Source organism: Pandoraea eparura (genome assembly GCF_902459725.1).
Lineage (GTDB): Bacteria > Pseudomonadota > Gammaproteobacteria > Burkholderiales > Burkholderiaceae > Pandoraea > Pandoraea eparura.
The window spans coordinates 145,715-166,164 of sequence record NZ_CABPSH010000003.1 but is presented as its reverse complement, the minus strand read 5'-3'; the positions used below and the strand labels follow the sequence as shown (position 1 = coordinate 166,164).

The 20,450-nt window shown below is 64.6% G+C and carries 18 protein-coding genes; 8 read left to right on the top strand and 10 right to left on the bottom strand.

Annotated elements, in window-relative coordinates:
• Window positions 1-46: 46 nt before the first annotated feature.
• Window positions 47-955, top strand: coding sequence for a recombination-associated protein RdgC (locus PEP31012_RS08740; RefSeq protein ID WP_150588973.1), 909 nt, complete (start codon window positions 47-49; stop codon window positions 953-955).
• A gap of 97 nt (window positions 956-1,052) precedes the next feature.
• Here PEP31012_RS08740 and PEP31012_RS08735 read toward each other — a convergent pair whose 3' ends face one another.
• A complete protein-coding gene (locus tag PEP31012_RS08735; protein ID WP_150588972.1) occupies window positions 1,053-1,757 on the bottom strand; it encodes an SDR family oxidoreductase in 705 nt (234 codons plus the stop codon).
• A gap of 224 nt (window positions 1,758-1,981) precedes the next feature.
• Between PEP31012_RS08735 and PEP31012_RS08730 the strand changes: the two genes are divergently transcribed.
• Window positions 1,982-2,584 carry a TetR/AcrR family transcriptional regulator gene (locus PEP31012_RS08730; protein WP_150588971.1) on the top strand — a complete coding sequence of 201 codons (603 nt, stop codon included), beginning with the start codon at window positions 1,982-1,984 and terminating at the stop codon, window positions 2,582-2,584.
• Window positions 2,585-2,644: 60 nt separating this feature from the next.
• Here PEP31012_RS08730 and PEP31012_RS08725 read toward each other — a convergent pair whose 3' ends face one another.
• The gene (locus PEP31012_RS08725) at window positions 2,645-3,550 is read right to left on the bottom strand and encodes a LysR family transcriptional regulator (protein WP_150588970.1); all 906 of its coding nucleotides are present in this window, start codon (window positions 3,548-3,550) and stop codon (window positions 2,645-2,647) included.
• A 184-nt stretch (window positions 3,551-3,734) separates the two neighbouring features.
• On the opposite strand from PEP31012_RS08725, the gene PEP31012_RS08720 reads away from it, so the two are divergent.
• Complete coding sequence (locus tag PEP31012_RS08720) at window positions 3,735-4,448, top strand: SDR family oxidoreductase (RefSeq protein ID WP_150588969.1); 714 nt, start codon at window positions 3,735-3,737, stop codon at window positions 4,446-4,448.
• A 474-nt stretch (window positions 4,449-4,922) separates the two neighbouring features.
• Here the strand turns inward: PEP31012_RS08720 and PEP31012_RS08715 are convergent, their stop codons facing one another.
• Entirely contained in the window at window positions 4,923-5,111 is a 189-nt protein-coding gene (locus tag PEP31012_RS08715) for a hypothetical protein (protein WP_017234163.1), read from the bottom strand.
• A 350-nt stretch (window positions 5,112-5,461) separates the two neighbouring features.
• Here PEP31012_RS08715 and minC point away from each other — a divergent pair, with 350 nt between their 5' ends.
• From minC to minE, 3 genes are read left to right on the top strand one after another with little or no spacing between them, the layout of a single operon-like run.
• Window positions 5,462-6,223, top strand: coding sequence for a septum site-determining protein MinC (gene minC / locus PEP31012_RS08710; RefSeq protein WP_150588968.1), 762 nt, complete (start codon window positions 5,462-5,464; stop codon window positions 6,221-6,223).
• A gap of 43 nt (window positions 6,224-6,266) precedes the next feature.
• On the top strand, window positions 6,267-7,082 hold the full coding sequence (gene minD, locus PEP31012_RS08705) for a septum site-determining protein MinD (RefSeq protein WP_150588967.1): 816 nt from the start codon (window positions 6,267-6,269) through the stop codon (window positions 7,080-7,082).
• Between the two features lie 13 nt (window positions 7,083-7,095).
• The gene (gene minE / locus PEP31012_RS08700) at window positions 7,096-7,350 is read left to right on the top strand and encodes a cell division topological specificity factor MinE (RefSeq protein ID WP_010808102.1); all 255 of its coding nucleotides are present in this window, start codon (window positions 7,096-7,098) and stop codon (window positions 7,348-7,350) included.
• A gap of 192 nt (window positions 7,351-7,542) precedes the next feature.
• On the opposite strand, the gene PEP31012_RS08695 is transcribed toward minE, so the two are convergent.
• The 7 genes from PEP31012_RS08695 to PEP31012_RS08665 form a co-directional block, all read right to left on the bottom strand.
• Window positions 7,543-8,595, bottom strand: a complete 1,053-nt coding sequence (locus PEP31012_RS08695; RefSeq protein WP_150588966.1) for a DUF1571 domain-containing protein — start codon at window positions 8,593-8,595, stop codon at window positions 7,543-7,545.
• Window positions 8,596-8,609: 14 nt separating this feature from the next.
• Window positions 8,610-10,325, bottom strand: a complete 1,716-nt coding sequence (locus PEP31012_RS08690; protein WP_150588965.1) for an AMP-binding protein — start codon at window positions 10,323-10,325, stop codon at window positions 8,610-8,612.
• Between the two features lie 117 nt (window positions 10,326-10,442).
• Window positions 10,443-11,762: an acetyl-CoA C-acetyltransferase gene (locus PEP31012_RS08685; RefSeq protein ID WP_150588964.1), complete on the bottom strand. Its 1,320-nt coding sequence runs from the start codon at window positions 11,760-11,762 to the stop codon at window positions 10,443-10,445.
• Window positions 11,759-12,742: a MaoC/PaaZ C-terminal domain-containing protein gene (locus PEP31012_RS24135; RefSeq protein ID WP_150588963.1), complete on the bottom strand. Its 984-nt coding sequence runs from the start codon at window positions 12,740-12,742 to the stop codon at window positions 11,759-11,761. The genes PEP31012_RS08685 and PEP31012_RS24135 overlap by 4 nt, the downstream gene beginning before the upstream one ends.
• A 2-nt stretch (window positions 12,743-12,744) precedes the next feature.
• Complete coding sequence (locus PEP31012_RS08675; protein WP_150588962.1) at window positions 12,745-14,184, bottom strand: 3-oxoacyl-ACP reductase; 1,440 nt, start codon at window positions 14,182-14,184, stop codon at window positions 12,745-12,747.
• Between the two features lie 48 nt (window positions 14,185-14,232).
• Entirely contained in the window at window positions 14,233-16,731 is a 2,499-nt protein-coding gene (locus PEP31012_RS08670) for an acyl-CoA dehydrogenase (RefSeq protein ID WP_425494945.1), read from the bottom strand.
• A 209-nt stretch (window positions 16,732-16,940) separates the two neighbouring features.
• A complete protein-coding gene (locus PEP31012_RS08665) occupies window positions 16,941-17,771 on the bottom strand; it encodes a TetR/AcrR family transcriptional regulator (protein WP_150588960.1) in 831 nt (276 codons plus the stop codon).
• A 451-nt stretch (window positions 17,772-18,222) separates the two neighbouring features.
• Between PEP31012_RS08665 and tig the strand changes: the two genes are divergently transcribed.
• Together tig and clpP are read left to right on the top strand one after the other, a co-directional pair.
• Window positions 18,223-19,563: a trigger factor gene (gene tig, locus PEP31012_RS08660; RefSeq protein ID WP_150588959.1), complete on the top strand. Its 1,341-nt coding sequence runs from the start codon at window positions 18,223-18,225 to the stop codon at window positions 19,561-19,563.
• Window positions 19,564-19,689: 126 nt separating this feature from the next.
• Window positions 19,690-20,343, top strand: coding sequence for an ATP-dependent Clp endopeptidase proteolytic subunit ClpP (clpP, locus tag PEP31012_RS08655; protein WP_150585583.1), 654 nt, complete (start codon window positions 19,690-19,692; stop codon window positions 20,341-20,343).
• Window positions 20,344-20,450: the final 107 nt, after the last annotated feature.

Below are 20,450 nucleotides of genomic sequence, written 5' to 3'. Positions count from 1 at the left end.
TCGGGCACTGGTAAAATCTCTGCTTTTGCTTTTTGCGGTGATGTCGATGTGGTTCAAGAATCTTCAGTTGCACCGAATTCCTGCCGGTTGGTCCATGAGCGTCGCGCAAATGGAAGCGGCGTTGGAGAAGCATGCCTTCTGCGAGGGCGGTAGCCTCGAGATGCAAGTGCAAGGCTGGGCGCCGCCGCGCGAAGGCGGAGAACTGGTGCACAGCATCAACCGTCAGTTCCTGCTCGCCTATCGTGCCGAGAAGAAGCTGCTGCCGTCCACCGTCGTGAATCAGGTCACGCGCGCCAAGGCGGCCGAGCTCGAAGAGCAGCAAGGCTTCAAGCCCGGGCGCAAGCAGATGCGCGAACTCAAGGAGCAGGTCACCGACGAACTGCTGCCGCGCGCGTTCGGCATTCGTCGCGACACGCGTGTGTGGATCGATCCGGCCAATCGCTGGCTGGTGATCGACGCCGCGTCGCCCGCCAAGGCCGACGAAGTGCGCAGCCTGTTGCTCAAGACGCTCGATATCACGCTCGAGAACGTGGAGCTCAACGAAGCGCCCGTGGCGGTGATGACGTCGTGGCTCGCGGGCAACGACGCGCCGGGCGGCTTCACCGTCGATCAGGACGTGGAACTGCGCTCGAATACCGACGAGAAGGCGGCCGTGCGCTATGTGCGTCACCCGCTCGACGGGGCGGATGTCCGTCAGCACATCGAGGCTGGCAAGCGCTGCACCAAGCTGGCGATGACGTGGAACGACCGCATCTCCTTCGTGCTGACCGACGCGTTCGTCATCAAGCGTGTGACGCCGCTCGACATCATCAAGGATGCCGCCGACCCGACCGCGGAAGGCGAAGCCGAGAAGTTCGACGCCGACGTCGCGCTCATGACCGGCGAACTCGCCCGCATGCTCGACGATCTGGTCGAGGCGGTGGGTGGCGAGCGTCAGATGGACAAGGCGGCCTGACGCCCCTTCGCCTGTCGCCGTGGTAACACGAACGCCGCGATGCCCCGGGAGGGCGTCGCGGCGTTTTTGCGTTGGGTGCCTGGTCGGGCGGTAGCGGCTATGCCGCCGGTGCCTGCAGGTAGACGCCCAGCGACAGTGCTTGCTTGACCTGTCGCGTGCCTTCGTCGACGCAGACTTCCTCTTCGCCTGCCTCGATGGCGTCGTAAGCCTGACGCACCACGTCGGCCGGGTCGAGCTTGTCGGCGTCAAACCCCCGAGTCAGGTCGGTATCGATGTAACCCGCGTGCAAACCAACCACCTGCGTATTTTGGGGGCGCAACGCGTTGCGCAAGCCATTGGTCAGCGACCACGCGGCCGACTTCGTGATCGAGTATTCAGGCAGCGCGTCTGAACTGAACCAACTCACGATCGACAGGACATTGAGCAGTGCGCCACCGCCGTTGCGTCCCAGGGCCGGGGCGAACGCCTGCGTCATGCCGAGTACGCCGAACAGGTTCGTCTCCAGCGTCTCGCGCAGCAGCTCGGTGGCGCCCGGGCCGGTCAGCCCTTCCGTGAGGCGTGCAATCCCCGCGTTGTTGATGAGCAGCGTGACGTCGCCGGCCAGACTTGCCGCGGCCGCCACCGCTTCCGGGTCGTTGACGTCGAGCTTGACCGGGATGACACCCGGCAGTGTGACCTTCGACGGATCGCGCGACCCGACGTACACCTTCTTCGCGCCACGTTCGAGCGCCTGTTTCGCAAACGCCAATCCCAGGCCACGGTTGGCGCCGGTCACGAATACGACAGCATCTTTGATCTTCATTTCAGAACTCCAGCAGGGTCATCGAGTCACGTCGACCCTGCGGAAGACGTGAGCGGTGGGTTATACTTCGTGACGATTGTGATCGCAATCGTCATCGTTGACGCATTGTGCCGAGTCTGGCATTGAAATGTCAATGGTGATCATCATTGTCTTTATCGATGACGACGATAGTTCGATGGTGTGAACGCGTCTGGACGAGCGTTGCGAGTCCTGAGGAGCGGGGGATGGGAATTTCAAGAGAGCAGGCTGCGGAAAACCGCGAAGCGATCGTCGCGGCGGCGGAACGGCTGTTTCGTGAGCACGGCGTCGACGCCGTGGGGCTGACGGCGCTGATGAAGGCCGCGGGGTTCACGCAGGGGGGCTTCTACAACCACTTCAAGTCGAAGGACGCACTGGTTGCGGCCGTGATGTCGCGCGCGGTGGCGGCGAGCAACGGGCTGTTGGCAGGCGGCGACGCGGCGGCGGAGGCGGTGTTGTCGCCGACGGCGCGCGTCGAGCGGTATCTGTCGACGGCGCACCGCGATGACGTGGCGTGTGGCTGCCCGATGGCCGGATTTGCGGGGGATGCCCCGCGCATCGGCGACGAAGCGCAAGCATGGTATGCGAAGGGGCTGGCCGACATGATCGAGCGAATGACCCAGGCCGGTATCGAGCGAGGCCTGAGTCGGACGCGCGCGAATCGGGCGGCAATGGCGCGCTTCGCGCAAATGGTGGGCACGCTCGTGCTGTCGCGCGCGGTCGTCAGCGCAGATCCGGCGCTCTCGGAGGCATTGCTGGCCGCTGGACGTGACGCGCTCAACGGGCGCGATACCGTCGGCGACAAGTGAAAGCCGCGAGGCAGCGCGCCGTGGGGGAGACACGCCAGACGCTGCGCAAGGTGTGAATCCCTAGTGCTGGGGCCAGCGCCATGTGGCGCGCAACCCGTCCCGTAGAAAGTCAACGAAGGCGCGTGTGCGCGGTGCGAGATGCCGGCTGTGCGGATACACGGCATGCAGCGGCGACGCCGGCATTTGCAGCGAGGGCAATACGCGGGCAAGGCGTCCCGCCTCGATATCGTCACCCACGTCCCAGATGGATTTCTGCGTGATGCCCGCACCGTGCAGCGCCAATTCGTGCGCGGTATCCCCGTCGTCGACAACGTAGGTATCGCGGACCTGGATGCGCAACGTTTCGGATTGCCACACGAATCGCCAGTCGCCGTGCGGCGCGTGGCCGAACAGAATGCAGTCATGCTGTTGCAGATCGCCAGCGTCCTGCGGCGTACCACGCCGCGCCAGATAGCTCGGAGACGCGACCAGCACGCGGTAGTTCGGGGCGAGTTCCTGCGCGACGAGGCTGGAATCGGGCAGGGTGCCGACGCGGATGGCCACGTCGATGCCGTGCGCGACCAGATCGACCCATAGGTCGCTGAGTTCGAGATGCACTTTCAGGGCTGGATGCCGTTCGCGAAACGCGACCAACAGAGGCGCCAGGTGACGACGGCCGAAGGCCCGTGGTGCGTTGATGCGAAGCACGCCCCCGACGGTGCCCGCCTGTCGCGTCATCAGCCGCTCGGTCTCGGCAATCTCCGCGAGGATTCGCTGGCAGCATGTATGAAACACCTGCCCTTCGTCCGTGAGCGCCTGTTTGCGGGTGGTGCGGTTGAGCAGGCGAACTCCGAGGCGCTGTTCGAGAAGTCCGAGCCGCTTGCTCACGACGGCAAGTGAGAGCCCCATCTCGCGTGCGGCGGCTGACATGCTGCCCGCGGCAACGATCCGGTCGAATAAGGTGAGATCCAGTGTCTGGTCGATCATTGCGAGGCAATTATCAATAGATTGGAGAGAGTGATTCAGTTTTTCAAGGGATTATCGTTTTTATCGATGAGGATCACAATGGCTTCGTGACGTCGAGTGCTGGTGCCGGACGTTCAGTCAGCCACCAGCCGTCGACGGGTACCGCGTTTCCTCCCTTGTTTCGATCGCTTTCAGGAGTCTCAGCATGTTCAATTTCGAAGGTCAGCGTGTGTTGGTCATCGGCGGCAGCTCCGGCATTGGCCGCGCCGCAGCCCAGGCGTTTGCCAAGGCCGGTGCGGCCGTAACCATTGCCTCGCGCAGTCAGGCGAAGCTCGATGACGCGCTCGCCACACTCGGCTCGACCGCGCGTGCCCTGGTGCTCGACACCGGTGACGCGGCCGCTGTCGAACGCTGTTTCGCCGAACACGCCCCGTGGCATCACGTGGTCGTCTCGGCGGCGCAAACCCCGACCGGGCAAGTGCGCAAGCTCTCGCTGGACGATGCGCATGCCGCCTTTGACAGCAAGTTCTGGGGCACCTACCACGTGGCTCGGTATGCGCGCATCGAAGACGGCGGCTCGCTCACGCTCACGTCAGGCTTTCTGAGCGTGCGGCCGAATACCTCGTCTGTCGTGCAGGGGGCCATCAACGCGGCAGTCGAGGCGCTGGGGCGCGGGCTGGCGCTGGAGCTGTCACCGGTGCGTGTGAATACCGTCTCGCCGGGGCTGACGGTCACGCCCCTGTGGAACAAACTCGCTGAAGCCGATCGCGAGGCGATGTATCGCAACGCGGCCGAACGTTTGCCTGCGCGGCGCGTGGTCGCTGCCGAGGATGTGGCCAACGCGATGCTTTATCTGGCAGGTACACCGAGCGCGACTGGCTCGACCGTACTGATCGACGCGGGCGGCGCAATCGCCTGACGCCGAGCATTCTCGCGGCGCATCCCGCCTCTGACGTTCTCGAGATACGGCCGTCGGATAGCGGGTCGGATACTGCATCGCAGCAAACTCGCGATAGGGCGATGTCGAGGCGCTTTAGGTCACGCAAACGCGGTATACCCGAATCACTTTCGGGTACCTATTTCGATAGGGATTGCCTAGAATGGAATCGTGCCATCCCGCCATGTCGAAGTTAGGAGGCCGCTATGTTGACAGGGAGCTTGATTGCAATGTTGGTGATTGCGCTGGTCGTCGGCGCGGCTGTCGCTTGGCTCGTCGATCGCAACTGGTGCCGGGAGCATCCGGGGGCGCGCCGCACGTGGCGCCGTCACGCTCGGAACGTCCGGCACGGTTGATGTGCGTTGGTATCGCGGGGCATGCCTCCCCGCACAATGAAAAGCCCGCCTTCCGGCGGGCTTTTGCGTACTACGGACACCTCAACAGCAGGCTGGGCGCTCAGGCAACGGCCTGAAGGACGTACTTGCCCTGGACGGTCAGTCGCGGGGACTTCTCACCCGACGCCAACTCTTCCCATTCGATCAATTTGCTTTCAAGCAATGACTCGAGGTCCAGGCGATCATGCTCCACTTGCTCAGGAGCGTCCTTGACCAGCATCAGGGTGGCAAATTCATGATGACTCAGCATCGTCGTCTCCCGGTTTGCGGTTCCACAGGGGGTCCCTCGTCAGGGACTTTAAGGATAGGTCACGAATATGGCGCTTGCGCGACAAAATTCGCATTTTCGATGCTGCTTCGCAGCACGTCTCTGATGGGACTTTCCCAGCGCCAGCATAGACGTGCACCATGACATTCGGATGTCAATCGCCACGCGAACCGCGCGCTTGAAAGGGTTTGTCAATGGCATGCGTTGTTGCGATGCAATAATGATGCGAATCCGATAAATGACGGTCATCCCCCATTGATTTGCGGTTTGCGGGTCGCCAAGGGGCGGTAGAATGGCCCAATTTGCCAGCAATTCGCGCACAAGAACCTGACATGCCGCAAAAGAAAACGCCGTACTTCGAGTTACGCAGTGGGGCCGTTGATACCCTGCATTTCGTTGTCAAGACGCCGCAACTGGACACGCTGCGCACCGAATTGGCGCAGCGTTTCGAAGCGACCCCGGCGTTTTTTGCCGGTGACACGGTCGCCATCGACGTACGGCGTCTGGCCGGTGACGAGCGCATTGCCGTGCCCGCCTTGGCCGAAATGCTGGTGGAATTCCGCATGAAGCCGATCGGCGTGGTCGCCAACACCGAGCAAGCCGATTGGGCGGTGGTGGACGGTCTGCCACGATTGGACAGCCACGAGCGGCGCGTGTCGCGCCCGGCGAGGGACAGTGAGGCACCGACCGAGGGGGGCGAGGCGCTGGCCGCGCCCGCGCAGGCATCACCGGCACCGGTCGTGCCTGAGGCCGTTGCCGTCCCCTCGACCATCATCGACAAGCCCTTGCGTTCGGGCCAGCAGGTCTACGCGAAGGGCGATCTGATCATCCTCGATCTGGTCAGTTACGGGGCCGAGGTGATCGCGGAAGGTAATATCCACATTTATGCACCGCTGCGGGGGCGGGCACTGGCAGGCGTGAAGGGCAAGCTCGATGCGCGGATCTTCTGTACCTGCCTGGAGCCCGAGCTGATTTCCATCGCCGGTATTTACCGGACCGGCGAATATGCGCTGCCGCCTGATGTGCAGGGGCGTTCGGTGCAGGTGCGGCTGGTAGACGACAAACTGATTTTCGAGCCCCTCGGGCTCAAGTGATTCGTAGCTAAATTCATCCTCAAGTTTGGGAAGGCATCGACAGATGGCAAAAGTGATTGTGGTGACCTCTGGCAAGGGTGGCGTCGGCAAGACGACGACCAGCGCCAGCTTTTCCGCCGGCCTCGCCTTGCAGGGGCACAAGACGGCAGTCATCGATTTCGACGTCGGCCTGCGCAATCTCGACCTCATCATGGGTTGCGAGCGCCGCGTCGTGTACGACCTGATCAATGTGATCCAGGGCGAAGCGAACCTCAATCAGGCGCTCATCAAGGACAAGTCCTGCGAGAACTTGTTCATCCTGCCCGCGTCGCAGACGCGCGACAAGGACGCCCTCACGCAAGCCGGCGTCGAGAAGGTCATCAAGGACCTGGCCGACATGGGCTTCGAGTACATCGTGTGCGATTCGCCGGCGGGTATCGAATCGGGCGCGCTGCTCGCCATGCACTTCGCCGACGAGGCGCTCGTGGTGACGAACCCCGAAGTGTCGTCGGTGCGCGATTCGGACCGCATTCTGGGCATTCTCTCGTCGAAGACGAAGCGCGCCATCGAAGGCAGCGAGCCGATCAAGGAGCACCTGCTCATCACGCGCTACAACCCGAAGCGTGTCAACGACGGCCAGATGTTGTCGCTCGAAGACATTCAGGAAATTCTACGAATCAAGCTGATCGGCGTGATTCCGGAGTCGGAGTCGGTGTTGCATGCCTCGAACCAGGGTACGCCGGCGATTCATCTCGACGGCACCGACGTGGCCAACGCCTATCGCGACGTGGTGAGCCGTTTCAAGGGCGAAGACAAGCCGATGCGCTTTACCGACTATCAAAAGCCGGGGCTGTTGCAGCGCATTTTCGGCTCGAAGTAAGGAGCGCGCGCCCATGTCCTTCCTGTCTTTCCTCCTGGGGGAGAAGAAAAAGACCGCCGCCGTTGCCAAAGAGCGCCTGCAGATCATTCTGGCGCACGAACGCGCGGGCTCGTCGCCGCCGGCCGATTACTTGCCGGCGTTGCAGCGCGAGCTGGTCGCCGTCATCTCCAAGTACGTCAAGATCGCACAAGACGACATCAAGGTCAGCGTCGAGCATCAGGACAACCTGGAAGTGCTCGAAGTGAAGATCGAACTGCCACAGACCTGAACGGTCCTGGCCAGCCGGTATCGTCGCGCCATGGCTGTGTCGCGATGGCACCGGCACGTGATGTGCCCATGGGCGAAGGCCCGCCACCTCCCTTGCGGGGTGGCGGGCCTTCGTCGCTGGTTTGTCGTGGCGCGTCAGGCTGACGCCACGCGTCGGTGTCGGTCACACGCGACGGCCATCGGGGCGTCGGCGTCAGAACTTGTAATCGGGATTCTTCGGATCGAACGTCGCGTCGGTCCACGACGCCTTGCGCACCTTCTCGAAGCGCATTTCCTCAAGCTTTTGTCCCGCCGCGTCCCACGCTTCGATGCCGCGCGGCAATCCGGTCTTCAAGTCGAGCAGCACGCGCGACTTGTACGCATAATGCTGCGGCGGGCCCGCGGGGGCATCCCACTCCAGCGCGAGCACGCGCACACCGTTCGATTCGGATACCGAAATTCTAGCCGGCGTTTCTGGCAGTCCGGCTGCGCGAAAGCTTCGGCCATCGTGCGCAATCTGCTCCGCAATGAATGCGAAGCCGAGATCGCGCACGGTGTGATTGGATTGTGAGCGCGCTAGCGTGCCGTCGATACGGCTCCAGATCGATACGAAGCCAAAAATGCCGCCGAGGTGGCCATACATCTCCTTGGGTCGCTTCGTCTCGTCGTAGAGGATTTCCTGCCCCGCGTGGGCGCCACCGGGCAGCCATTTCACGTAGATCTGGCGCGGCGTCTCGCGAATCTTCACGAGCATACGGTCAGGCGTGGTCTGCCACTGGTTGTTGATGCGCTCGTGGCGCGTCAGCTCGTACTGGTATTCGGGCAACGCGGCCGACTCGGCTTTCAGGAACCGCACGAGCGCATCGGCCTGAATCACCCGCATGTGGGCGACGATCCGCGCATCGCTCAGCTTGACCCACTCGCCGCCCTTGATGGTGCGCGACAACCATTCGGCTTGCGCGGCGGCCGGCATCGCCGCCAGTTTGGCGACTTCGGCATCGACCGTGGCGGCGTCTCCCGTCACATCGGCGGCGGGGGGCGCGACAGGGGAGACGGGGGAGACGGGGGAGACGGGGGCGGCCGATGTCGCCGGAATGGCGGACGCGGCCGACGCAGCGTCCACACTCGCCGCGGCGCGGGGTGGGGCGAGCAGATTCGATGCACTTTGCGCGTAGGCAACGAGCGTTATGGGCAGCAGTGCGAGGGCCAGGGCAACGCGGCGGACGCCACGAATGAGGGGGGTGTGAACATTGAGGTACTTGGGCATGTTGTTTGTCTCCCTCACGCGTTGCCCTGCGGCTCGCGCAGTTCGCGCCGCAGGATCTTGCCGACGGTGGTCTTGGGCAGTTCGCCCTGACGGAACTCGACGATTCGCGGCACCTTGTACGCGGTCAGGTGCTCGCGGCAATGGGCGAGCAGCGTGTCGGCGTTCAACTGTGAATCTTTGGCGACGACAACGAGCTTCACGCGCTCGCCGGCCACCGGATCCGGCACGCCGACCACCGCCGCCTCCCGAACTCCGGGGTGGAGCATCACGACGTCTTCGATCTCGTTCGGGTACACGTTGAAGCCCGAGACGAGAATCATGTCCTTCTTGCGGTCGATGAGCCGCACGTAACCGCGCGCGTCCATCACCCCGATGTCGCCTGTCATCAGCCAGCCGTCGGCGTCGAATGCGTTGGCGGTATCCGCCGGGCGCTGCCAGTAGCCGCGCATGACCTGGGGGCCGCGCACGCACAACTCCCCCGGCTCGCCGAGCGCAGCCCAGGTGCCGTCCTCGCGCTTGAAGCGCACGTCGGTCGATGGGGCGGGCAGGCCGATTGAGCCCGTGAAATCGACGTCGTTCATATGCGCGAGATCGACCGGGTTCATCGTGACGATCGGCGAGCATTCGGTGAGGCCGTAGCCTTCGATGATTGGTTTGCCGGTGACCTGCTTCCACCGCTCGGCAATGGCGCGCTGTGTGGCCATGCCGCCGGCGAGCGAGAGTTTCAGACGGGAGAAGTCGCGGGCACAGAAGGCCTCGTTTTCGAGCAGGCCGTTGAACAGCGTGTTCACGCCCGTGACGCCGGTGAATGTCTCGTTGCGAATGATGTAGACGACCTTCTTCACATCGCGAGGGTTGGCGATCAGGATGTTGCGCCCGCCCAGGCTCATGAACACCAGGCAGTTCACCGTGAGCGACAGCACGTGATACATCGGCAGCAGCGATAGGTTCACCTCGATGTCGCCGTCGAGCTGCCCAGCGGCCCAGGCCTCGGTTTGCAACAGGTTGGCGAGCACGTTCCCGTGCGAAAGCATGGCGCCCTTGGCGACGCCTGTCGTCCCGCCCGTGTATTGAAGGAAGGCCAGATCGTCGCGCATGAGCGGCACCGGCGCGAGCGTTTGCCGTGCGCCTTCGGCGAGCGCCCGGCACAACGGTATCGCCTGCGGCAGATCATAGGGTGGCACCTGCTTCGCGACGCGTCGCATGAGCAGGTTGACGAGGCGTCCCTTGAGGTTGGCGCCCGGGCCGAGCAGGTCGCCGATCTGGGTGACCAGCACGTGGCGCACCTCGGTGCCGGGGATCGCGTCCTGCACGGTTTTCGCGAAGTTCTCGAACGCGACGATCGTGCGCGCGCCGCTGTCGTGCAGTTGATGTTTCAACTCGCGAACGGTGTACAGGGGATTGACGTTGACGACCACGGCCCCGGCGATGAGCGTACCGAACAGGCAGATCGGATACTGGAAGCAATTGGGCATCATGAGGGCGACGCGTTCGCCCTTCTGAACGCCGTGTGCCTGCAGCCACGCGGCGAAGGCACGCGCCTTGCGGGCGACCTCCGCGTAAGTGATTTCGCTTCCCAGGCTCACGAACGCGACGCGTTCCCGGTACTTGTCGATCCATTCGTCGAACGCCTGCACGAGCGACGTGTAGCGTGTCACGTCGATGTCGGCGGGAACGCCGGCGGGATAGGCGTTGAGCCACACGCGTTCGTGCGGAACCGCTGGGTCCATGGTTGTCTCCCTCGAGGTCTTGGGGCACGGGCTCCCGGAATCAAGCGGTCGCTCTGATGGCAACTCACCTTCGCCGGTGGGGCCGTGCTTGTGGCTGCCCCTGTAACGTCTGCTGCGCTATCGCTCCAACATCGCGACCACGCCTTGTCCGCCGGCCGCGCAAATCGAAATGAGGCCACGTCCGCCGCCACGCTCGGCGAGCAGTTTGGCGAGCGTGGCAAGAATACGCGCGCCGGTCGCCGCGAACGGATGCCCGCAGGCGAGCGAACTGCCGTTCACGTTCAGCCGCTGCCGGTCGATGCTGCCCAGTGGCGCGGCGCGTCCCAGCCTGTCGCGGCAGTACTGCGGGTCTTCCCACGCCTTCAACGTGCAGAGCACCTGCGCCGCGAACGCCTCGTGAATTTCGTAGAAATCGAAATCCTGCAGCGTGAGACCGGCCTGGGCGAGTAGGCGCGGCACGGCATAGGCGGGCGCCATGAGCAGGCCTTCGCGGCGGGTCTCGTCGGGATGGAAGAAGTCGACCGCCGCCGTTTGCGAGTAAGTCAGATAGGCGAGTACCGGAATGCCGTTGGCGCGCGCCCAGTCTTCGCTCGCGAGCAGCACGCATGAGGCGCCGTCCGTCAGTGGCGTCGAATTGCCGGCCGTGAGCGTGCCCGTGACGCTGCGATCGAACGCCGGCTTCAGAGCGCCCAACGTCTCGAGCGTGAGGTCGGCGCGCAGGTTGTTGTCACGTTGCAGGCTGCGAAACGGCGTCATCAGATCGAGAAAGAACCCGCGTTCGTAAGCCGCGGCCAGGTGTCGATGGCTCGCGAGCGTGAGTTCGTCCTGTGCGGCGCGCTCGATTTGCCAGCGCTTGGCCATCTGCTCGCAATGTTCCCCCATCGAGAGACCGGTGCGCGGTTCGCCGATGCGCGGCAACGCCGGCTTGAACAACATGCCGGGACGCGCCTTCGCGAGCGCACCGAGCTTGCCTGCGGGGCTGCGCTGGCGGTTGGCCTCCAGCAGAATCCTGCGCAGTGTCTCGTTCACGGCGATGGGGGCGTCCGAGGCCGTGTCGACCCCGCCGGCGATCGCCACGTCAATCTGGCCGAGCGCAATTTTGTTGCCGGTCAGGATCGCTGCCTCCAGGCCCGTGCCGCAGGCTTGCTGGACATCGTAGGCTGGCGTTTGCGGAGCGAGCGTTGTCGACAGGACGGATTCGCGCGTCAGATTGAAGTCGCGCGCGTGTTTGAGAACCGCCCCGGCGGCGACTTCCCCGAGACACTGATCGTGCAGCGCGAATCGGTCGACGAGGCCCTGGATTGCCGCGGTGAGCATGTCCTGATTCGACGCCGTGGCGTAGGCCGCGTTCGAACGCGCAAACGGGATGCGGTTGCCGCCGAGGATCGCCACGCGGCGCAAGGCAGGGGAGGGCGCGGTGGGGGTGAAGGCGCTCATGAACGGTCCGGATCGAGGGAAGCAGGCGACGTGGTCGACGTGGTCGATGCGGTCGATGTGGTTGAATCGGTCGGCGCGCGTTGCCACCGTCCGCGCAGATGCGGCACCGCCCCCGCCGCGTCGCGCAGTTCGAAGGCGCCGCCGCGAGGATCGCACCAAAGCGTGACGTCTCCCGGCAGCGGCAGCGGTCGTTTGAACTCGACGCGCAGATCCAGCGTTGGCACGCCGGTCGGTAGCACGGCGGCAAGGCTTCGCGCAAAGCTCCACATGCCGTGAATGATGGGGCGCGGGAAGCCGAACCATCTGGCCGTGATCGGCCACAGATGGATCGGGTTGTAATCGCCGGATACGCGCGCGTACTGGCGACCGAGGTCGGCCGGCACCTGCCATGCGAAGGTCTTCGCGAGCGACGGGGCGGCGCTCAACGCGGCGCGATAGGGGGCGCCGAGCGGGTCGGGCACGCCGGTACGCAGGTAGCCACTCTCTCCCGTCCATATGACCACGCCGCCGCGTCGCGCCGTGGTGAGAACCGTGAACACTTGTCCCTTGTCGTGCGCGAACAGCGGGCCACACCGGACGTCGATGTCGAGCCGGTCTCCGGGCGCGAGCGCCGCGTGTTGAAGAATGCGATTGTCCAGATGCACCATGCCGAGCATGGCGAACGGAAAGGCGCGGTCGGTCATCAGCAGCATATGCAGCGGGAAGGCGAGCAGATGCGGCCATGTCGGCGGCACACCGTGCGCCGCCGTGAAGCCGCACAGGCGCGCATAACGGGCGATCTCGCCTGCGTCGAGTGTGACGTTGCGGCGCGCGAACGCCAGCGGCGGGAGCGGCTGCGCGTGCGCCGGTTTGCGAAACGACAGCAGCGCCCGCAGAAACAGCGGGAGCGGGGAGGGCAGGCGCGTGATGTCGAGCGGCGCGGACTCGGCGGCGGTAGGCGACGCTTGGCCGGATGGATCGCGAGGGCGGTCGTTTGGCATCGTCATGCGCCGAGCAGGCTTTGGCCGCACACGCGCACGACCTGTCCGGTCAATGCGCCGGACGCCGGGTGCGCCAGCCAGGCAATGGCCTGGGCCACGTCGACCGGCTGGCCGCCCTGGCCGAGCGAGTTCATGCGGCGTCCGGCTTCGCGAATGGCGAATGGCACGGCGGCGGTCATCTGCGTTTCGATGAATCCCGGCGCGACCGCGTTGATGCTGATCTGGCGCTCGGCGAGCACCGGCGACCAGGCTTCGACCATGCCGATCACCGCGGCCTTCGACGCGGCGTAGTTCGTCTGGCCCCGATTGCCCGCGATGCCACTGATCGACGCCACGCCGACGATCCGACTGTTGGCGCGCAGTACGCCGGCGTCGAGCAGCGCCTGGTTAAGACGTTGCGGCGCACCGACATTGATGTCGAGCACGCTCTGCCATTGGGCTTCGCTCATGCGCACGAGCGTCTTGTCGCGCGTGATGCCGGCGTTGTGGACGAGGATGTCGAGGCCATGTGGCGCTTGCTTGGCCAGATGGGCGAGCAGCGCCGCCCCCGCTTCTGGGGCGGCAATGTCGCACGTGAGCGCACTGCCTTCGAGACGGCTTGCCACGGCGTCGAGCGGGCCCTGTGCGGCCGCGATGTCGACGCATACGACATGCGCGCCGTCGTGGGCGAGCACGGTAGCGATCGCTTCGCCGATGCCGCGTGCCGCGCCCGTCACGACCGCGACTTGGCCGGCCAGCGGACGCCGGTCCTGTATCGGGGGTGGTTCGAACACCGGCGCTTGCAGCGTGATGGCCTGACCGCTCACGTAGGCGGCGCGCGGCGAGAGAAAGAAGCGCAGCGTGGAGTGCAGGGATGCCCGGGCCTGCGGCGAGACGTAGAGCAACTGCGCCGTGGCGCCGCGCTTGAGTTCCTTGGCGAGCGATCGCACGAAGCCCTCCAGCGCGCGCTGCGCCACGCTCGCCTGTGGCGTCGACGCGAGCGTGGGCGGCACGCCCAGCACGAGCACGCGGGCGCATCGGTCGAGGCAGGCGAGCGTGTCGTGGAAGAACGTGTAGAGCGTGCTCAGGTCGTCGGTGCTGGCAATGGCGCTCGCGTCGAACAGCAACGCCTTGGGACGTACGCCTTCGCTGGGGTTGAATCGTCCGCTCATCGTGCCCGCCTGATTGGCGAGCGAGATCCAGTCGAGCCGCTCGGCATGGGCGAGGCTAGGCATGCCGAGCCGATGCAGCTCACGCGCGAGGTCAGGCAACAGCGGGGCGTCCCCGGCGCCGCCCACGACCGCGAGCGAGACGGGCATTGCGCGTGCGTCGGCCATGGCGTCGGTGTTGTCGACGCACGGCATCCGCTCGAGCGGCACGGGGCGAGGCAACCCCAGTGCATTGGCCAGGCGGCTGCCCACGGCGGAGTTGGCGAAAGCCAGATATCGGTCGGACGTCGTCACGGCGCGGAAATCCTCACGGAGAAGAGCCTTGGCGAGCGGCGGGCGGGCTCACAACGTGAGCGCTTCGTCGGCCGCTTCGGCGTGTTGGGCGTGCTGCATGTCGGCCAGGCGACCGAAGTCGGGCGGAAAGTCATCCACGGCCACGGCCCGCGCCGCATAGTCGGCGTACTGCGCGAGCGCCTGACGCTCGCCGTCGCTCACGAGATGCAGCGTCGCGGCGTGTTCCACCCACGCCGAGAATTCGGGCAGACTTTGCGGCATCGTCGGCAGACGGCCTTCCTTGACCGCCATGCGCAGACGCTGCTCGATCGCGGTGACCTGCGGCGTCATCTGGAACACAAGTTCGCCGTACGCAAGCCCGTCGATTTCAGGGCGCGGCGAGTAGCTGCCGGCGATCAGGCGCTCGCGGGCGTCGCCCGGGGTCTGCATCAACTCGGCAACCTGGGTCGCCAGTGCGTCGGACGGTTTGGCATAAGGCAAGCCCAACGGCGTGAGTTTCCAGCGCATCCACCACGCAACCACGCGCGACGGATAATTCGCCAGCACGCCTTCGAACGCTTCGCGTGCCTGCCAGAGCGCGTCTTGCGCGGCCCAGTGCACCAGCGGCAGATCGGCGGCGGGACGGCCTTCGTCCTCGTAACGCTTGAGGGTGGCCGTGAGCAGGAACAATTGCGAGAGCATGTCGCCCAACCGTCCGGTGAGGCGCTCGCGGCGTTTGAGCGAGCCGCCGAGCACCGCCATCGAGACGTCGGCTGCAATGGCGAGAAGCGTCGAGAGGCGATTCGCCGCACGATAGTACGCGAGCAGTTCGGGCGCGGCGTTCGAGGGCACCGCCGAAAATCGGGCGTGCGTGACGCCGTGCAACGCACCGCGCACGATGTTGCTCGTCACGAAACTCAGGTGGCCGAAGAGGGCGTCGTCGAACGCGCGCACGGCCGTCGCGCGATCCGCCGTTTGCGCGGCGGCAAGTTCCTTGAGCACATAAGGGTGGCAGCGGATCGCGCCCTGGCCGAAGATCATCAGGCAGCGCGTCATGATGTTGGCGCCTTCCACCGTAATGGAGACCGGAATCTGCTGATAGGCGCGCGCAAGGAAGTTGTTCGGGCCCATGCAGATGCCTTTGCCCGCCACGACATCCATGCCGTCGTTCACCACTTTGCGCGCGCGTTCGGTCACGTGGTATTTCGCGATGGCCGAGATCACCGAGGGCTTCTCGCCAAGATCGACGGCAAGCGCTGCCATGCGACGGGCGGCGTCCATCGTGTACAGATTGCCCGCCATGCGCGCGAGCGCCTCCTGGACGCCTTCGAACTTCCCGATGGGCGTACGGAATTGACGCCGTACGGCTGCGTAAGCCCCCGTGGCGCGCACGGCGATCTTCGAGTAGCCGACGTTCGACGACGGCAACGAAATCGCGCGGCCGGCCGCGAGGCATTCCATCAGCATGCGCCAACCTTGGCCCACCTGCGCCCGCCCGCCGATCACCCAGTCGAGCGGAATGAAGACGTCCTTGCCGGAATTCGGGCCATTCTGGAAGACGGCATTCAGCGGCCAGTGACGGCGTCCGATCACCACGCCCGGGTGGTTCGTCGGAATCAGCGCGCAGGTGATGCCGGGGGTGCCGTCGTCACCGAGCAGATGGTCGGGATCGAGGGCGCGAAAGGCGAGGCCGAGCACGGTCGCGATAGGGCCCAGGGTGATGTAGCGCTTGCTCCACGTCACGCGAAAACCCAGCATCTCGCGGCCCTCGTGGATACCCCGACAGACAATGCCGATGTCGGGGATGGCGGCGGCGTCCGAGCCTGCGTAGGGGCTCGTGAGCGCAAAGCAGGGAATCTCGTCGCCCTTCGCGAGACGCGGCAGATAGTAGTCCTTCTGCGCCTCGGTGCCATAGTGCAGCAGTAGTTCAGCCGGGCCGAGCGAGTTCGGCACCATGACCGACACGGCGGCCGCCGAACAACGCGACGCCAGCTTCATCACCACCTGGGAATGTGCGTACGCGGAGAATTCGAGGCCGCCGTAGCGCTTGGGGATGATCATTCCGAGGAAGCCGGCGTCTTTCGCGTATTGCCATGCCTTTGGTGGCAGGTCCTGCCAGACCTGAGTGCTTTCCCAGTCGTTGGACAGGTCGCACAGATGCTCGACCTCGTTGTCCAGGAAGGCTTGTTCGTCAGCGGATAGCGCCGGCGCGGGCAGCGCCGTGAATTTCTGCCAGTCGGGACGACCGGAAAACAGATCGGCCTCCCACCAGACAGTGCCCGCTTCGATGGCATCTTTCTCCGTCTCCGACATCTCCGGCATGATCGTGCGGAATTTGGCGAGCATCGGCGCGGTAATCCACGCGCGCCGCAGCGGGCCGAGACTCAACATCAGTGCCGGTAAGACGAAAACGACTGCGAGCAGCACCGTCGCGGCAGTGCCGGTCACCCCGCTCACCGCGCCGGCGCCCACCCACACCAGGCTCGCCGTAAGCCACTGCCAGGCGTGTGCGCGATAGAAGAGCAGGGCGCTCACGCCCGAGACCCACGCAAGTATCCATAGCGTCATCATGTTGTCCTCCCTTGCGGTGTGCCATCCGCCCGAGTGCCCGTAGCAACGGTAGCTGCGGTAGCTGCGGTTGGAGGCGCCTCAGCGCCGAATCGGCCGCTCGTCCCGGTCGGCTTGCCGGCGCCATGTCGGCGCCTTGTCGGGTTTGGGCTGCGTGTTGGATCGTCCCGAACCCGCTCGGGCGGTCTCAGGCCTTCCGTTATTTTTGTTCAGGCATTCGCGAGCGAGCGGTCGTCGGCGCCGGGCATGCGCCCCACGCCGTCCGCTTGCGCGGCGGCGACGAGCGGTTCAGCGGCCTGTCCGGCTTCGCGCGGTGGCGTAATGTCCGCGTCCTTCGCCAGCGCAAAGACGGCGGCAAAGCTCGCCAGTTGTTCGTCTCCCGGCATCGGCGCCCGGAGCGCGGCAACCATGAGGGCCGTGAGCCTGGCTACGACCTGCAGGTCGCCCATCGCCTCGCCTTGCGCGAACGTGTCGATCAGACGCGACGTATCGCTGCTGGCGAGCACGCCGGACAGCGCTTGAAGGGCAAAGTGAAGGCGCCAGCCCAGCTCCTGGCGCGGCAGTTCGGGCAGCGCGCGCGCGAAGGCGTCGAAGAAGCGCTCGAAGACGGGGGCGTAATGCTGCTGCAAATAGTCGCGGATGAACGGTGACGGATCCGCATACACGCGCCCGAGCAGGCGCAGAAACGCGGGGCCGCCGATATCGCGATGATGCGAAATGGCCAGGGCAGGGATGAACATTGCACCCAGCACGTGTTCGCACGTGAGGTGCGGCGCGGGCCACGCGGCTTCGGCGCGCGTGAGCAGCGCCAGTCGCTCATCGTTGAGCCGATCGAGTCGACGCGAAAGCATGGCCTGCAGCAACGTCTCCTTGCTGCCGAAGTGATAGTTGACGGCGGCCAGATTGACCTCGGCGCGCGACGTGATCTGGCGCAAGGACATGGCTTCGTAGCCGTATTCGATGAACAGGTCCTCCGCGGCATCGAGGATGCGCAGCTTGGTATCGCCGGCTTGCCGGCCGACAGAAAGTCGTGGGCTCACTAAGCACCTCCTGTGTGATGCGGCGCAATGCCGCGTCAGCGTAACAGCGTAATGAACCGATGTTTCATTCGAACGTTTGATTGAATCCTATGACGTCTGAAGCGGGGTGTCCAAGATTTTTTTCTGGATGTGGCCCTCTAAATCGGTGTTCGAGTCGGCGCTGACGGACCGGGAGGGGATCGACGCGGCGCAGAGGCCGGGAAGGTAAGCGAAGGCAAAATGGCCCGATTTCCCTGATTTCCGGGCGGAAAGTCGGGAGGCGGGACAATAGTTTGCTAAAATGTCCCGCTTTGTGTTCAAAACCGTTTTGGCGCTACCCCGACTGTCGGGGGCGGAGGGAAGCCGGCGTCGCGACGTCGGTTCCGGCCCAAGGTTGATTAACTGACAGGGTCCGCTTGCGGCATTCCCTCGCTGCAACATAGAACGACCCTCTGGAAGGACGAATATCCTCATGACTATCGCTGTTGAAAACCTCGGCAAGCTCGAGCGTCGCTTTACCATCGCCCTGCCCAAGCAGGAAGTCGAAAAAGAAGTTGCGGCACGTATTCAGAAGCTGTCGAAGACGGTGCGCATGCCGGGCTTCCGCCCGGGCAAGGTGCCTCTGAAGATGGTCACCCAGCAGTACGGTGGTCAGGTCGAAGCCGAAGTCGTGAGCGACAAGGTCGGCCAGCAATTCTTCGATATCAGCAAGGAACAGGATCTGCGCGTCGCCGGTCAGCCGCGCTTCGCACCGAAGGCTGACGCTGGCGAGGCCGAGTACGCATTCGACGCCACCTTCGAGATCTACCCGGAAGTCAAGATCGGTGACCTGGCCACGGCCGAGGTGAGCCGCACCACGACGGACGTCTCGGAAGCCGAGATCGACCGCACCATCGACATCCTGCGCAAGCAGCGCGTGCACTATCACGTGCGCGGCGAAGCCGGCGCCCACGGCGACGGCGGCTCGGTTGAAGCCAAGGACGGCGACCGCGTGACGGTCGACTTCGTCGGCAAGATCGACGGTGAAGCATTTGCCGGCGGCAGCGCCGAAGACTTCGTGTTCGTGCTGGGCGAAGGCCGCATGCTGCCCGAGTTCGAGACGGCGACGCTGGGCCTGAAGGTCGGCGAGTCGAAGGATTTCGAACTGAAGTTCCCGGACGAGTACCACGGCAAGGAAGTCGCGGGCAAGACCGCCACGTTCACCGTGACGCTCAAGAAGGTTGAGTGGGCGCATCTGCCGGAAGTTGACGACGAGTTCGCCAAGTCGCTCGGCATCGCTGACGGCAGCATGGAAAAGATGCGCGCCGACATCAAGGAAAACCTGTCGCGCGAAGTGAAGCGTCGCACGCAGGCCCTGCTCAAGGATCAGGTGATGAACGCGCTGATCTCGGTGTCGGAACTCGACGTGCCGAACGCACTGGTCGCACAGGACCAGGAGCGCCTCGTGGCGATGGCCCGTCAGGACCTGACGCAACGCGGTGTGCCGAACGCTGCTAACGTGCCGATCCCGGCAGAGATGTTCAAGGAACAAGCCGAGCGTCGCGTGAAGCTGGGTTTGATCCTGGCCGAGTTGGTCAAGCAAAATGACCTGCAGGCGAAGCCGGAGCAGATCAAGGCCGAAGTCGAAGAGTTCGCGAAGAGCTACGAAGACCCGCAGGAAGTCGTCCGCTGGTACTATGGCGATCAGCAGCGCATGGCGGAAATGGAAGGTTTCGTCGTCGAGAACAACGTGGTCGAATTCGTCCTGGGTAAGGCCAAGGTCACCGACAAGCAAGTCAGCTTCGAAGAACTGGCTGGCAACTCGCAAGCCTGATCGCGATCGACACGACCGATTGAACCGCCGCGGCCGCAAGGCCGTGGCGGTTCTTTTCCAAATGGCCCTCGGGCCTCCTCCCTGCGGCGCGCAAAACCATCTCGATAGAAGGGTCGAACCGATATGATTACCCGTTCCGAATTGCTCGCCCAACTCGCCTCCCCGACGCACAACTCCGCCCTTGAGACGCAAGGCCTTGGCCTCGTGCCGATGGTCGTCGAGCAAAGTGGTCGTGGCGAGCGCGCTTACGATATTTATTCGCGACTCCTCAAGGAGCGCATCATTTTCCTGGTGGGCGAGGTCAACGACCAGAGCGCCAACCTCGTCGTTGCCCAGTTGCTGTTCCTCGAGAGCGAAAATCCGGACAAGGAAATCTCGATGTACATCAACTCGCCCGGCGGCTCCGTCTCGGCGGGTCTGGCGATTTACGACACGATGAAGTTCGTGAAGCCGGCGGTCTCGACGCTGTGTCTGGGCATGGCGGCCAGCATGGGGGCATTCCTGCTGGCGGCGGGCGAGAAGGGCAAGCGTTTCGCGCTGCCGAACGCGCGCATCATGATTCACCAACCGTTGGGCGGCGCCCGCGGCCAGGCCTCGGACATCGAGATCCACGCCCGGGAAATCCTGCTGCTCAAGGATCGGTTGAATCGACTGCTGGCGGATAACACCGGCCAGTCGCTCGAAGTCATCGCGCGCGACACTGATCGCGACAACTTCAAGTCGGCGGCCGATGCCGTCGAGTATGGGTTGATCGATCGGGTGCTCGAAAAGCGTCCCTGATTCGGTCTCGACTTCAGGGCGCCCGACGACACAAGGTTGGCGCGACACTGGGTGACTTCGTTATCGAAGGTCCGCGTGTTCGCGCCAAGTCTTTGTCGTCAAAGGGA

Bases quoted from the DNA above. Each gene is read 5' to 3' on its own strand.
- PEP31012_RS08740 (WP_150588973.1), top strand. From the start codon at position 47: ATGTGGTTCAAGAATCTTCAGTTGCACCGAATTCCTGCCGGTTGGTCC.
- PEP31012_RS08735 (WP_150588972.1), bottom strand. From the start codon at position 1,757: ATGAAGATCAAAGATGCTGTCGTATTCGTGACCGGCGCCAACCGTGGC.
- PEP31012_RS08730 (WP_150588971.1), top strand. From the start codon at position 1,982: ATGGGAATTTCAAGAGAGCAGGCTGCGGAAAACCGCGAAGCGATCGTC.
- PEP31012_RS08725 (WP_150588970.1), bottom strand. From the start codon at position 3,550: ATGATCGACCAGACACTGGATCTCACCTTATTCGACCGGATCGTTGCC.
- PEP31012_RS08720 (WP_150588969.1), top strand. From the start codon at position 3,735: ATGTTCAATTTCGAAGGTCAGCGTGTGTTGGTCATCGGCGGCAGCTCC.
- PEP31012_RS08715 (WP_017234163.1), bottom strand. From the start codon at position 5,111: ATGCTGAGTCATCATGAATTTGCCACCCTGATGCTGGTCAAGGACGCT.
- minC (WP_150588968.1), top strand. From the start codon at position 5,462: ATGCCGCAAAAGAAAACGCCGTACTTCGAGTTACGCAGTGGGGCCGTT.
- minD (WP_150588967.1), top strand. From the start codon at position 6,267: ATGGCAAAAGTGATTGTGGTGACCTCTGGCAAGGGTGGCGTCGGCAAG.
- minE (WP_010808102.1), top strand. From the start codon at position 7,096: ATGTCCTTCCTGTCTTTCCTCCTGGGGGAGAAGAAAAAGACCGCCGCC.
- PEP31012_RS08695 (WP_150588966.1), bottom strand. From the start codon at position 8,595: ATGCCCAAGTACCTCAATGTTCACACCCCCCTCATTCGTGGCGTCCGC.
- PEP31012_RS08690 (WP_150588965.1), bottom strand. From the start codon at position 10,325: ATGGACCCAGCGGTTCCGCACGAACGCGTGTGGCTCAACGCCTATCCC.
- PEP31012_RS08685 (WP_150588964.1), bottom strand. From the start codon at position 11,762: ATGAGCGCCTTCACCCCCACCGCGCCCTCCCCTGCCTTGCGCCGCGTG.
- PEP31012_RS24135 (WP_150588963.1), bottom strand. From the start codon at position 12,742: ATGCCAAACGACCGCCCTCGCGATCCATCCGGCCAAGCGTCGCCTACC.
- PEP31012_RS08670 (WP_425494945.1), bottom strand. From the start codon at position 16,731: ATGACGCTATGGATACTTGCGTGGGTCTCGGGCGTGAGCGCCCTGCTC.
- tig (WP_150588959.1), top strand. From the start codon at position 18,223: ATGACTATCGCTGTTGAAAACCTCGGCAAGCTCGAGCGTCGCTTTACC.